This window comes from Paraburkholderia sp. FW306-2-2C-D06C, from assembly GCF_058781505.1.
In genome coordinates, this window is sequence record NZ_JBYSWU010000009.1 from 13,001 (window position 1) to 25,490 (window position 12,490).

Annotated in this window: 16 protein-coding genes and 1 tRNA gene; 10 read left to right on the plus strand and 7 right to left on the minus strand. The window is 64.0% G+C overall.

Annotated elements, in window-relative coordinates; all coding sequences use genetic code 11:
- Positions 1-46 precede the first annotated feature (46 nt).
- Positions 47-940, minus strand: coding sequence for a TetR/AcrR family transcriptional regulator (locus tag AC3WLT_RS09000; RefSeq protein ID WP_492591540.1), 894 nt, complete (start codon positions 938-940; stop codon positions 47-49).
- Positions 941-1,071: 131 nt separating this feature from the next.
- On the opposite strand from AC3WLT_RS09000, the gene AC3WLT_RS09005 reads away from it, so the two are divergent.
- Positions 1,072-2,070: an NAD-dependent epimerase/dehydratase family protein gene (locus tag AC3WLT_RS09005; protein WP_492591541.1), complete on the plus strand. Its 999-nt coding sequence runs from the start codon at positions 1,072-1,074 to the stop codon at positions 2,068-2,070.
- 61 nt (positions 2,071-2,131) lie between these two features.
- Here the strand turns inward: AC3WLT_RS09005 and AC3WLT_RS09010 are convergent, their stop codons facing one another.
- Positions 2,132-2,416, minus strand: coding sequence for a DUF1488 family protein (locus tag AC3WLT_RS09010; protein ID WP_492591542.1), 285 nt, complete (start codon positions 2,414-2,416; stop codon positions 2,132-2,134).
- 140 nt (positions 2,417-2,556) lie between these two features.
- Entirely contained in the window at positions 2,557-2,844 is a 288-nt protein-coding gene (locus AC3WLT_RS09015; RefSeq protein ID WP_492591543.1) for a hypothetical protein, read from the minus strand.
- A 219-nt stretch (positions 2,845-3,063) separates the two neighbouring features.
- On the opposite strand from AC3WLT_RS09015, the gene AC3WLT_RS09020 reads away from it, so the two are divergent.
- Positions 3,064-3,261 carry a hypothetical protein gene (locus AC3WLT_RS09020; RefSeq protein ID WP_492591544.1) on the plus strand — a complete coding sequence of 66 codons (198 nt, stop codon included), beginning with the start codon at positions 3,064-3,066 and terminating at the stop codon, positions 3,259-3,261.
- 71 nt (positions 3,262-3,332) lie between these two features.
- Positions 3,333-3,728: a hypothetical protein gene (locus tag AC3WLT_RS09025; RefSeq protein WP_492591545.1), complete on the plus strand. Its 396-nt coding sequence runs from the start codon at positions 3,333-3,335 to the stop codon at positions 3,726-3,728.
- A gap of 58 nt (positions 3,729-3,786) precedes the next feature.
- Here AC3WLT_RS09025 and AC3WLT_RS09030 read toward each other — a convergent pair whose 3' ends face one another.
- The gene (locus AC3WLT_RS09030) at positions 3,787-4,119 is read right to left on the minus strand and encodes a DMT family transporter (RefSeq protein ID WP_492591670.1); all 333 of its coding nucleotides are present in this window, start codon (positions 4,117-4,119) and stop codon (positions 3,787-3,789) included.
- Between the two features lie 10 nt (positions 4,120-4,129).
- On the minus strand, positions 4,130-4,627 hold the full coding sequence (locus AC3WLT_RS09035) for a heme-degrading domain-containing protein (RefSeq protein ID WP_492591546.1): 498 nt from the start codon (positions 4,625-4,627) through the stop codon (positions 4,130-4,132).
- A 273-nt stretch (positions 4,628-4,900) separates the two neighbouring features.
- Here AC3WLT_RS09035 and AC3WLT_RS09040 point away from each other — a divergent pair.
- From AC3WLT_RS09040 to AC3WLT_RS09070, 7 genes are all read left to right on the plus strand, one after another.
- Positions 4,901-4,977, plus strand: a tRNA-Met gene (locus AC3WLT_RS09040).
- A 414-nt stretch (positions 4,978-5,391) separates the two neighbouring features.
- Positions 5,392-5,937, plus strand: a complete 546-nt coding sequence (locus tag AC3WLT_RS09045; protein ID WP_035494591.1) for an NUDIX hydrolase — start codon at positions 5,392-5,394, stop codon at positions 5,935-5,937.
- 9 nt (positions 5,938-5,946) lie between these two features.
- On the plus strand, positions 5,947-6,684 hold the full coding sequence (gene aat, locus AC3WLT_RS09050; RefSeq protein WP_492591547.1) for a leucyl/phenylalanyl-tRNA--protein transferase: 738 nt from the start codon (positions 5,947-5,949) through the stop codon (positions 6,682-6,684).
- A gap of 126 nt (positions 6,685-6,810) precedes the next feature.
- Positions 6,811-7,632, plus strand: coding sequence for an arginyltransferase (locus AC3WLT_RS09055; protein WP_492591548.1), 822 nt, complete (start codon positions 6,811-6,813; stop codon positions 7,630-7,632).
- Positions 7,633-7,743: 111 nt separating this feature from the next.
- On the plus strand, positions 7,744-8,766 hold the full coding sequence (locus AC3WLT_RS09060) for a quinone-dependent dihydroorotate dehydrogenase (RefSeq protein ID WP_492591549.1): 1,023 nt from the start codon (positions 7,744-7,746) through the stop codon (positions 8,764-8,766).
- A 123-nt stretch (positions 8,767-8,889) separates the two neighbouring features.
- Positions 8,890-9,687: a cystine ABC transporter substrate-binding protein gene (locus tag AC3WLT_RS09065; RefSeq protein WP_492591550.1), complete on the plus strand. Its 798-nt coding sequence runs from the start codon at positions 8,890-8,892 to the stop codon at positions 9,685-9,687.
- A gap of 152 nt (positions 9,688-9,839) precedes the next feature.
- Positions 9,840-10,499, plus strand: coding sequence for an amino acid ABC transporter permease (locus AC3WLT_RS09070; protein ID WP_492591551.1), 660 nt, complete (start codon positions 9,840-9,842; stop codon positions 10,497-10,499).
- A 50-nt stretch (positions 10,500-10,549) separates the two neighbouring features.
- On the opposite strand, the gene lepB is transcribed toward AC3WLT_RS09070, so the two are convergent.
- A complete protein-coding gene (gene lepB / locus AC3WLT_RS09075) occupies positions 10,550-11,248 on the minus strand; it encodes a signal peptidase I (protein ID WP_492591552.1) in 699 nt (232 codons plus the stop codon).
- 215 nt (positions 11,249-11,463) lie between these two features.
- The gene (locus AC3WLT_RS09080; protein WP_492591553.1) at positions 11,464-12,453 is read right to left on the minus strand and encodes a Gfo/Idh/MocA family protein; all 990 of its coding nucleotides are present in this window, start codon (positions 12,451-12,453) and stop codon (positions 11,464-11,466) included.
- Positions 12,454-12,490 lie beyond the last annotated feature (37 nt).

A 12,490-nucleotide genomic window follows, 5' to 3' on the forward strand; every position in this document is an offset into this window, starting at 1 on the left:
AGGGAGCGAAGCGCGCTGGCGCGAAGTGAACCGGAACTGAACGTTATCACGCGCTCGCTGCTTTGGGCTTGGCCGGCGCCTGTTTGGGCGATTTGGTGCCGGGTTCGGCGCCTGCTTCAGTGTCAGGTTCGGTGCCGGGTCCGGCGCGTAATTCATCGGTTCGCGGCTCGGCGGTTTTTTTGCGGGCACGTGAGGTTTTGGCGGTGGTTCGCCGCTGCGCTGCCGCCTGCGCTTCTGCTTGCGCTTCTGCCTGCGACTCCTCCGAGGGCCGCGCGCCGAGCCACACGTCGAGCGCGACGCTCACCACCGTTTCAAGTGGCGCGCCCGGAAAAACCGGGCATGTGAGATTGAGCGCGACGATGCCGTGCATGGTCGCCCAGAAAGCCTCGGCCCATACCGCCACGTCTACCGTTGCCGGCAGGCGCCCCGTCGCTTTCAACTCATCGAGTGCGCCGATCATGATGCGCAACGCGGCGCCGCCGGGGTCCTCTTCTGCTTTGAGTGGCGCACCGCTCTCTTCCGCCAGCGGCATGTCGGCCGCCGCACGCGATGTAGCCGGCGCGGCACCGCCGCCGAGCGCGGCGCCGGTGTAGCTCGGATCCTCCATGAAGATCAGCCGGTAGGTTTCCGGATGCGCGACGCCGAACGCCACATAAGCGCGTCCGAGCGCCTTGAGCCGCTCAGCCGGATCGGCGATCTGCGCAAGCGGCACGAAGGTCTCGAGCAATTGCGCATAGCCTTCCGCGCACAACGCCTGAGCGATCTCGTCGCGGCTCGCGAAATGAAGATACAGAGTGGCAGGCGAATATTCGATCGCGTCGGCGATCTTGCGCATCGACAACGCGGCGAAGCCTTCACGCACGACAATGCGCCGCGCCGCATCGAGGATGCGCTCGCGCAGCGCCTGTTTCTGACGGTTTTTTCGTTCGGCGATTCCCATGACGATCATTTTCGTGTTGACAAACTGAAAAGTCAAATTAAACTGAACATCGTTCACTGAACGATGTTCATAAAATATCTCCACATCAGTCTGGTCTACCTGGCGCGCTGGCGCCGTCGCAAGGAGTCGTCATGCAAGCCACAGGAAAAGTAGGATTATTCGGCGCCGCGGGCGCGGCCGGTCAATGCATCGCAACGGCGCTGAGCGCGGCGGGCCGGGACTATCGGGTGGTCGGCCGCTCGCGCAAGCCGCTCGAGGCCGCGTTCGGCCAGGATCCGCACGCGGAAATCGTCATCTGGAATCCGGACGATGCGGCCTCGATCGCCGCAGCCGCGGCCGGTTTGCAGACGGTCATCTATCTGGTCGGTGTGCCCTACGATCAATTCGCCGCGCACCCGCCGCTGATGGAAAAGACCCTCGCCGGCGTGACGGCGGCAGGAGTCGAACGCTTCATTCTGATCGGCACGGTGTATCCGTACGGCCGCGCGCGCGGCAACCCGATCACCGAAAATCATCCGCGCGAGCCGCATACCTTCAAGGGCAAGATGCGGCTCGCACAGGAAAATCTGGTGCTGGCGGCGCACGGCCGCGACGGTCTGTCGACATTGGTATTGCGCCTGCCCGACTTCTACGGTCCGGGCATCGACCGCAGTCTGCTGAACGGCGTGTTCGAAGGCGCCGCGCACGGCAAGCGCGCGCAGATGGTTGGCCCGGTGGACGTGCCGCACGAATTCATTTACCTGCCGGATATCGGGCCGGTGGTCGAGAAACTCACCCGCATGCCCGAAGCCTATGGCCGCTGGTGGCACCTGGCCGGCGCCGGCACGATCACGCAGCGCGAAGTGGCCAGACAGGCGTATGCGCTGGCGGGGCGCGAGCCCAAGTTGACGGTGGCCGGCAAGACGATGTTGCGCGTGCTCGGCCTGTTCAATCCGCTGATGCGGGAACTGGTGGAGATGAATTACCTGATGACGGAGCCCGTGGTGCTTGACGATACGGCCTTGAGTACGCTGATCGGGCCGATCGGCAAAACCTCGTACGAAGACGGTATCCGGCAATCGTTCGCCGCAGCGCGCGAAGCGGCCTCGGCCAGCGCGGCGACAGCCCGAACATCTGCGGGACCCGCTTAAGCCGCATATGCCACTTAAGCTGCGGCCGGGTTTTGCGCGCGCAGCGGTATGTGTCAGTGCGTCAGCCCGCGACGTTGCCAGGCGGAAAGTGGCCGCTCTTGAGCAGCACAGGCGTGCCATTGCTGATCTGCAAATGTTCGCGCGCGACGGCCTCGATGTGCGGACGCCCGGCATCGAACGCGCGCATCCAGCCTTCCAGATTCTCGCTGAATGCGCCGAAGTGATCTTCGAGCGCTTCGACCGAGATCGCGCACGGCACCGGTTCGCCATCCACCAGCGCGGGAAACACAACAGTCAGATTGGAGTCGCGGTAAGCGGGCGCATCCGCGGGAAACCGAATTTCCATGGTCGCCTCATCAGAAGTATCCGGCAGAAGACGGACGCCGGCGCATACAGTCCAGCCTCGGACAACGTCGATATGGTACTCGCGCGGCTGGACCGCGGTCCAGTTTCCCGAGTTGCCCTTCTTCGTGTCGCACGCCGCCATCAGCGGCCTCCGAGCAGGCGGTCGACATACTCACGCGCGGCCTGTTCGACGAAGGCGAGCGCCTCGTCTTCGCTGGCGAAGCGGTGTTCGTCGCCGAGTTCGAGCAAGGTTTCGATCCGGTGCGGATCGTCCGGACCCTGTTGCGCCAGACTCACCGAGCCGACGTAAGTGCCGCTCGCCGCGCTCGCCATATTGGCGCCCGGCGCCGGCGCGTCAGCCACCGGCACGAGGCGCGCGGCAGCGCTGATGTAATAGCCGCGATATGGGCCGCTGACTCGTTCAGCCATCTTCGTTCTCCTCGTTATCAGTTCGTGAGCACGCGCCGCGCGGACGGTTCGCACGCGTGCGCTCGCAATAGATTGGTAAGGCGCGCCGCGCGTCGATAAGTTCTGCGCGCGGATCGATGCCGATCGCAACGCCGAGCTGCACTTGTGGCGCTCGCTTCGGTCGAACAGGATCGTCGACACGGTGTGTACTGACGCAAATTCGAGTCCAGCGAGCGCGATATGGGAAAATATTTTCTGCAAAGCCACGAAGTGCCTGAACCGGATGCGGCAAACAAATGGTTTGCTTACGCCGAAAACCACGGCATCGACATTCCGAAAGCCATCAGCATCTGGGAAGACGCAGCCACCGAAAGCGGCGCGGAAAGCCGCCGGATAATCGGCGCGGCGGGCATCACGATCGAGACGGACGGGCTGTAAGGACACGGCCCTCGCCGTACGTGGCGAGTCATCACGGGCTCCAGACACCCATTTGAAAGGAAACCATCACGATGCATTTCATGACGCACCTGGGCCGCTCCGGCCGCTTCCGACCCCGCCGCGCAGCCCTTGTTCTGGCACGTCTCGCGTCGCGCCTGGCGTCCCTGTCCGCCGCCCTGCCCGCCGCGGTGCTGCTGAGCGCCGGGCTTGGCGGCTGCGCATCGTCGAACACGACTTCGCTGATCAATCTGCCGAACGGCCAGACCGGCTTCGCGGTGAACTGCAGCGGCGCGGACGCCGCCTCCAGCTGGGCCTCGTGCTACGTGCAAGCCGGCAAAGCATGCGGCGCGACCGGCTACGACATCGTTTCGAAAGACAGCGATGAAGGCGGCACGGCGGGCGGCAGCATCACAAACGTCGTATCGGCCAACGTAAAAAACCGTTCGATGATCGTGCGCTGCAAATGACGCGTAAATAACAAGTCAAGTGCAGGCACGTGCAAACGGCCGTGCGCCTGAGCGGAACTCAGTGCGCCTGCATCTTCGAATACATATTCAACACGGCGACGCCCGCGACGATCAGCCCGAGTCCGATGACGGCCGGCACGTCAGGCACCTGCCGGTACATCACGACCGCGACCAGCGTAATCAGCACGATGCCGGCGCCGGACCAGATCGCGTACACAATGCCGACCGGAATGCTCTTGAGCGTGAGCGACAGGCAATAGAACGCGATGCCATAGCCGAGCACCACCACGGCCGCGGGCAGCAGCCGCGAAAATCCTTCCGATGCCCGCATCGCGGAGGTCGCAATCACTTCGGCAACAATGGCAATGGCGAGCAACGCATAAGGAGGCACTCGCATCGCCTCAGGCCTTTGCAAGCGCGAGCTTGCTGTAGTCGTGGCCGAGTTGTGCGCATAGGGCTTCCACCACCAGTTCGTGATCGGCGCGCTGCGGCAAGCCTGAGACGGTGATCGAGCCGATCACGCCGGCGCCCGCCACCGTCAATGGAAACGCGCCGCCATGCGATGCGTATTCCGTGGCCGGCAGGCCGTGTTTGTCCGCGAGCGTGCTGCCTGCCTGCTGCATCTTCAAGCCGATCGCGTACGAACTGCGCCGGAAGTGCGCGACCGTGTTGCTCTTGCGGCGAACCCAATCGACATTGTCGGGCGTCGCGCCGTCGAGGGCGCTGAAGAAGAGCGGCTGGCCGAAGGTGCGCACGTCGATCGCCACCGCGATACCGCGTGCCCTGGCGATCTCATGCAGATACGCACCGAGCTGCCACGCGCGGTCGGCATCGAATTGGGGGAACACCAGTGCTTTTTCCTGAGCGGCAATCGACTGCAGATCGTGAGCGATATTCATGGGGTTCAGAGCAAGGTAAGAGGTGGAGCGCACGCCGTACTACATAACCGCACCGCAAACGAACGGCGCCGCGAAGAGAACCTGAATTCTAGCGCAGCGCCTCATGATGGCCTTCCCGCACACGACGCCGGCCATGCGCGCTGCGACTTCGGGGCCGCGCACGAGGCATTGCGTCGACTGGTTAGAGTCGATCACTTTGCATCGATTGAAGTCCGTTCTTAAATAGCTATTGCGTCGGCATCCGCTTTGTTCTATAATCTTTTCTTCGACGGACGCGGGGTGGAGCAGTCTGGCAGCTCGTCGGGCTCATAACCCGAAGGTCGTAGGTTCAAATCCTACCCCCGCAACCAAGCAGCTGAAGTTATCAGCAAACGTCGATACCAACATCAAAGGCTTGCCCAACCGGCAGGCCTTTTTTGTTTTCCGTCGTGCCTTCGTTCTACCCTTGCGCTGTCAGCCGGATCGCAAACTCCTGGCAAACTCTTCGACACGGGCCTGGCAAACTCTTCGACACGGCGAGTCGCACGGAGCGGCGGTGCTCTGCATGATCGACGATCGATCCTATCGACGCACTTCCTTCGGTTTATCTGTAGTCCAAACAAGATATGCATTTCGCTCGCGGCTATCGTGGCGCGCGGGGACGCGCGCCACGATAGCCGGGCACGCCGCCCGCTGCTCGCCGCCACCAGCGCACCGCCGCTGCCGGACCTCAGAAAATCCCGCCCCAGTGATAAACTCCTATCACCCTTTCTCGTCCCCTTCCTATGAAATTCTGTTCTGTCTGCGGCCACGGCGTCAGCCTGAGCATTCCGCCGGGCGACAACCGCGAGCGCTTCGTATGCGGCAGTTGCGGCACGGTGCACTATCAGAATCCGCGCAACGTGGTCGGCACTGTCCCCGTCTGGGACGACAAAGTGCTGCTGTGCCGTCGCGCGATCGAACCGCGCTACGGCTACTGGACGCTGCCTGCAGGCTTCATGGAAATGGGTGAAACGACGGCTGAAGCGGCCTCGCGCGAGACACTGGAAGAAGCCGGCGCCCGCGTCGAGGTGCAAAACCTGTTCTCGCTGCTGAACGTGCCGCACGTGCATCAGGTGCATCTGTTCTACATGGCGCGCCTGCTCGATCTCGACGTCGCCGCCGGCGAGGAGAGTCTCGAGGTCAAGCTCTTCGAGGAACACGAAATTCCGTGGGACGAGATCGCCTTTCCGACGGTCGGCCAAACCCTGCGCTTTTTCTTCGCCGACCGCGCCGCCGGCAGCTTCGGCCTGCACACGGGCGACATCTTCCGCTCGCTGCGCGAAGGTTGAGCGGCGCGCATGGTTCCCTGGCTTGGGCCTGACGATCCGTTTCCGTCCGTCGAGCGCGCGCTCGGCGCGACGAGCGGCGCGCCTGGTCTGCTCGCCGCAAGCGGCGATCTGCTGCCGTCGCGCCTGATCGACGCCTATCGGCACGGCATCTTCCCGTGGTATTCAGACGGCCAGCCGGTGTTGTGGTGGAGTCCCGACCCGCGCATGATCCTGCGCCCCGCCGAGTTCAAAGTGTCGCCGTCGCTGCGCAAAACGCTCAAGCGCGTGCTGCGTGACGACGCGTGGGAAATCCGCGTCGACCACGATTTCGCCGCCGTGATGCGCGCCTGCGCGCAGGCGCCGCGGCACGGTCAGCGCGGCACCTGGATCACCGCGGACGTGGTCGAGGCGTATTCGTCGCTGCATCGGATGGGCGACGCGCACAGCATCGAAACCTGGTTCGAGGGCAAGCGCGTGGGCGGCTTGTATGGCGTGTCGTTCGGCCGGATGTTTTTCGGAGAATCGATGTTCGCCGACGTCACCGACGCGTCAAAAATGGCGCTCGCCGCGCTGGTCGGGCACTTGCGCCGCCACGAAATAGAAATGATAGACTGCCAGCAGAACACGTCGCATCTGGCGTCGCTGGGCGGTCGCGAGATAGCGCGCAAAGCGTTCATCGCGCATGTTCGCGCGTCTATCGACGCAGCGCCGATTCCCTGGCGCTTCGACAAGACGGTGTTGCTCGATGTAGTCGCGCCGGCGGCGTAACTGACGAACCAGCACGCATCAGGAAGAATCAGGCCGAATCCGGATCCGCTGCCTACCGAACCGCGGGTCACGAGCCGCAAGGCACACCGGGTTTGCATTACCAGAGACGCTTCGAGAGCTGCCAACGTGACTCATCCCAACGAGCTGCCTCTTTCCCCGCTTTCCGCGCTGCAATTTTATGCAACGGCGCCCTATCCCTGCAGTTATCTGGAAGGACGCATCGCGCGCTCGCAAGTCGCCACCCCCAGTCATCTGATCAACTCCGACGTCTACACCGACCTCGTCAAGGCGGGCTTCCGGCGTTCGGGCGTGTTCACCTATCGTCCGTATTGCGACGGTTGCCGCGCGTGCGTGCCGGTGCGTGTGCCGGTCGATCAGTTCGAGCCGAACCGCACGCAGCGGCGCGTCTGGAAAAAGCACGGCGAGCTGGTCGCCACGGTCGCGCCGCTCCATTACGACGAAGAGCACTATGCGCTTTACATGCGCTACCAGTCGGCGCGGCATGCGGGCGGCGGCATGGACCGCGACAGCCGCGATCAATACGAACAGTTCCTGCTGCAAAGCCGGATCAACTCGCGGCTCGTCGAGTTTCGCGAACCGCTGCCGGATCATCCCGAAGCGCCGGGCATCCTGCGCATGATCAGCATGATCGACATCCTCGGCGACGGGCTCTCGTCGGTGTACACGTTCTTCGAGCCGGATCTGCCGCACAGCAGCTTCGGCACCTACAACATCTACTGGCAGATCGAGCAGGCACGCAGCCTCAAGCTGCCCTACGTGTACCTCGGCTACTGGATTCGCGAGAGTCCGAAGATGGCGTACAAGGCGAATTTCCGCCCGCTCGAAGGCTTGCTTGACGGCGCCTGGAAGGTGCTCGATCCGGCGAGCGTCGATCTGCCGCCGGTCGACCTGGCGATCCACGGCAAGCGCGGATCGTTTCGGCCGTAATGGCAGCCGGCGGTGGAGACAGATCCCCGTCCACCCGCCCGTGAGTCTCATTAATGTCTCAAAGCCGGTAAAATAGCAGGTTCCCATTTTCCGGCCGCCCGGCTTCGTCTCGTGTTCAGTTCCCTCTACCCGCTCGTACGCGCCCAACTCTTTCGCATGGACGCGGAAGACGCTCACCACCTCACCTTGCGCCTCCTCGGCGCCGCCGGGCGCGCCGGCCTCGCGGGCATGCTCGCGCCGCGCGTGCCGGATGCGCCGCGCACCGTGATGGGGCTGACGTTCCGCAACCCGGTCGGCCTCGCCGCGGGCCTCGATAAGGACGGCGCCTGCATCGACGGCCTCGCCGCGCTCGGCTTCGGTTTCATCGAAGTGGGCACGGTCACGCCGCGCGCGCAGCCGGGCAATCCGAAGCCACGCATGTTCCGTCTGCCGCAGGCGGGCGCCGTGATCAACCGGATGGGCTTCAACAACGCGGGCGTCGACCAGTTCGTCAAGAACGTGCAGGCCGCGCGCTATCGCGGCATCCTCGGGCTGAATATCGGCAAGAACGCCGATACGCCGATCGAGCGCGCCGCCGAAGACTACCTGTACTGCCTCGAACGCGTGTACCCGTTCGCCAGCTACGTGACGGTCAACATCTCGTCGCCGAATACGAAGAATCTGCGCCAGCTGCAAGGCGCGGGCGAACTCGACGCGCTGCTCGCCGCGCTGAAAGACAAGCAGCAGCGCCTCGCCGACCTGCACGGCAAGCTGGTGCCGCTCGCGCTGAAGATCGCGCCGGATCTCGACGACGAGCAGATCAAATCGATCGCCGATACGCTCCTGCGCCACCAGTTCGAAGGCGTGATCGCCACCAACACCACGCTGTCGCGCAGCGCCGTCGCCGGCATGCAGTACGGCGACGAAGCCGGCGGCCTGTCGGGCAAGCCGGTGTTCGACGCGTCCAACGAGGTGATCCGCAAGCTGCGCGCGGAAGTCGGCGAAACGGTGCCGATCATCGGCGTGGGCGGGATTTTCTCGGGCGACGATGCGCGCGCCAAGCTGGCCGCCGGCGCCTCGCTGGTGCAGCTCTACACCGGTTTCATCTATCGCGGACCGGCGCTGGTGGCCGAATGCGCACAAGCGCTGCGCTAACGTCCACGTCCACGTCCACGTCCACGTCCGTAATATAGACATAAACAAACGGTATTTAGGTTTCGATAGTCTGCTTTGTTATGCTTTTGTCTGTTAAAACGCCAATCGAATAAAAGGAACACGATGAAATCTGGCTTGCTGAAGAAGATCGTCATGGCCGGCCTGATCGGCGCGTCGTTCACCGCGGTGAGCGCCGCCCACGCGGACGACCTGCTCGACCAGGTCAAGCAACGCGGCACGCTGCGCGTCGGTCTCGAAGGCACCTTCCCGCCGTTCAACTCGAAAGCGCCATCGGGCGAACTGGTCGGCTATGACGTCGACGTGGCGAGAGCCGTCGCCGCGAAACTCGGCGTGAAGCCGGAATTCGTCACGACCGAATGGAGCGGCATCATTGCCGGTCTGCAGGCGGGCAAGTTCGACGTGATCGTCAACCAGGTCGGCATCACGGACGCCCGCAAGCAGGCGCTCGACTTCTCGCCGGCTTATACGTACTCGGCCGCGCAGCTGATCCAGCGTAAGGACGACACGCGCCAGTTCAAATCGCTCGACGATCTGAAGGGCAAGAAGCTCGGCGTCGGTCTCGGCACGAACTACATGGACATGGCGAAGTCGGTGCCGGGCATCGACGTGAAAACGTATCCGGGCGCGCCCGAGTATCTGCGCGATCTGGCCACCGGCCGTCTGGACGCGGCGCTCAACGACCGCCTGATGCTCGCGTATCTGATGAAGAATTCGCAGTTGCCGCTGCGCACGGGCGCCACGGTCGGCGCGGGCAACCCGTCGGGCATTCCGTTCAAAAAGGGCAATCCGAAGTTCGCCAAGGCGATCGACGACGCGATGACCCAGCTCGAAGCGGACGGCACGTTCACGAAGATCTCAGACAAATGGTTCGGCATCGACGTCAGCAAGCCGATCCGGTAAAGCGCGTTTGATGAAACGAAGGGCGGCATCGTCAATGATGCCGCCCTTCGCTTTTTGATCGTTCGCGTCAGGTTCAGCCGGGGGCATTCGCCTCTTCCGCCAAAGTTTATGATGTGCGCTTTGCCGCGCCAACCAGACCTTCGCCACCGCTCATGTCCACCACTTCCCTGCTCGTCCAATCGCTTCCTGTGCTCGCACAGGGCGCCGTCCTGACGGTCAAGTTCGCGGTTCTGTCGATGATCTTCGGCCTCGTCGCCGCCGCCGTGCTCGCGGTGATGGGCATCAGCCACAGCCGCGTGCTGAACTGGAGCGCGCGCGTCTACGTGAGTGTGTTCCGCGGCACGCCGCTGCTGGTGCAGATCTTCGTGATCTATTACGGTTTGCCGAGCCTCGGCATCTCGCTCGATCCGACGCCGGCCGGCGTGATCGCATTGTCGGCGAACGTGGCGGCGTATCTGTCGGAAAGCATGCGCGGCGCGATTCTCGGCATTCACAAGGGCCAGTGGCTGGCCGCTTACAGCCTCGGCCTGTCGCGGCGGCAGACGCTGCGCTACGTGATCGCGCCGCAGGCGTTGCGCATCGCCGTGCCGAGCCTGTCGAACAGCTTGATCAGCCTGATCAAGGATACCTCGCTGGTGTCGGTGATCACCGTGACCGAACTGCTGCGCAGCGCGCAGGAGGTCATTGCGTCGACCTATCAGCCGCTGCCGCTGTATCTCGCGGCAGCCGCGGTCTACTGGGTGCTGTGCCAGGTGCTGGAATGGGTGCAGCGCCGGTATGAACGGCGCCTTGCGCTGCCGTCGCGGCACTGAGCACCCATTCCTCGCCGCTTGTTGGCTGGATTGCTGGATCGTTGGCGGGCTTAACGGCTGGCGACGGACGACGCAGCATCCAGCGACGCGCCGAAGCGTTCGAAACGCGGCAGGTAGAAGTGATCCGGGTCGAGCGAAAACGCGACGTGACGCGTGCGGCCCATCAATTCCTTGCGCGGAAAGAAGCCGAAGTAACGCGAGTCGGCGCTGTCGTCTCGATTGTCGCCGAGCATCAGATACTCGCCTTGCGGCACCACCACCGGCCCGAACGAGTTGCGCGGACTCGGCGCTTCGGGCGAGAGCCGCACCGCATGCGCGACGCCGTCGAAGCGTTCGGTCAGATAGTCGCCGGGGGACGCGACATCGCCCGGCAGCGGCTTGAGTTGCAGCGGCCGATAATCGGCCCGCACGCCGTTCACGTACAGCACGTTGTCGCGCATCGCGACGCGGTCGCCGGGCAAACCGATCAGGCGCTTGACGATCAGCTCATGCGCCGACGACGAATCGATCGTGACGATATCGCCGCGCTGTGGATCGTGCAGATGCGCGATCGCGATGTGGGTCAACGGTACGCGCAGATCGTAGGCCATCTTGTCGACGAAGATCCGGTCGCCTTCGCGGATCGTCGGCAGCATCGAGCCGCTCGGCACGACGTTCCAGTCGGCCACGGCACTGCGGAACAGCACCATCAAGAACAGAAACGCGACGAGGCTTTTGTTGTCGCGCCACAATTTTCCAAACATGCGCATTGAAGGCGGCTCCGGTGGAAGGTGTTCGAAAGCTGCGGCCGTGCAGGCACTCAAGCAACCACGTTGTGTTCGAGTCCGCATGGCCGCTGCGAATCGTACCACTGCCACTGGCAGCAACGCCGCCGACCCGGCGACCCCTCATGCGCGATTCGTGCGCTACTCGTGCGCTACTCGTGCACTACTCGTGCGCGATTCATGCGCCCCTCATGCGCGCATCATTCGCCGGCGAATCTGAGCCCCAACGCCGCGCGCGCCGCGTCGGCCATCGCGATCATCTGCAACGACGTGGCGTACGGCATCAGCGGGCTTTCCAGGCGGCCGGCGCGAATCAGTTCGCAGAAGTGCGCGGTCTCATAGTTCAGACCGCCGCCTTCGAACGGCTCGTCGAGTTCGACCACGCGGCCGTCGGCGTAACGGATCGTCGCGCGCGACGGGTTCCACCACGGTTCGTGGATCGTCACGTGGCCGCCCTTCGCCATCAGCAGCGCGTCGCCCTTGCCGTGCAGATCGAGGCCGCAAAACAGCTGCGCGATGCCGCGCTCGTGCTGGCTATTCAGGCTTGCAAAGGTATCGACGCCGGTGGTCCCGAGCCGTCCGAGCGTCTGCACGTCGCGCGGTGCGCCGAGCCAGTCGACCGCCAGAAACATCTCGTAGATGCCGATGTCGAGCAACGCGCCACCCGCATGCTCGAACGACAGCGACGGATGATCGTCCGGCACGCCCGGCACTGAACAGCCGGCGCGCACGAGACCCACCTCGCCGATCGGCTCGGCATCAAGATGCGCGCGCAACTTTCTGTAGAGCGGATAAAACGGCGGCTTCATCGCCTCCATGAAGAGCCGTTGCGCGGCCCGCGCGGCGCTCAGCACGCGCTCGAGCTGCGCTGCGTTGATGGTGGCGGGCTTTTCGCACAGCACGTGCAGACCGGCTTGCAGCGCGGCGATCGCGTACTCCGCGTGGCTGTCCTGGACGGTGGCGATATAGAGCGCGTCGATGCCGCTTGCGAGCAGCGCGTCGAAACTCGCGCAGACCTCGCCACCGAATTCCCCAGCGAAGGCGGTGGCCGGTCCGGCGCGGCGCGACCACAACGCGGTCAGTTGCGCTTGCGGTACATGGGCGAGGCCTTGAGCGAACCGACGGGCGATGCGGCCCGTCCCGACGATCCCCCAGCGAATCACGGCGTTCCCCGCGGGGGTTTGTTCCATGGCGATTGTCATCGTTCCTTCGAGTCCGTGCAGTTCA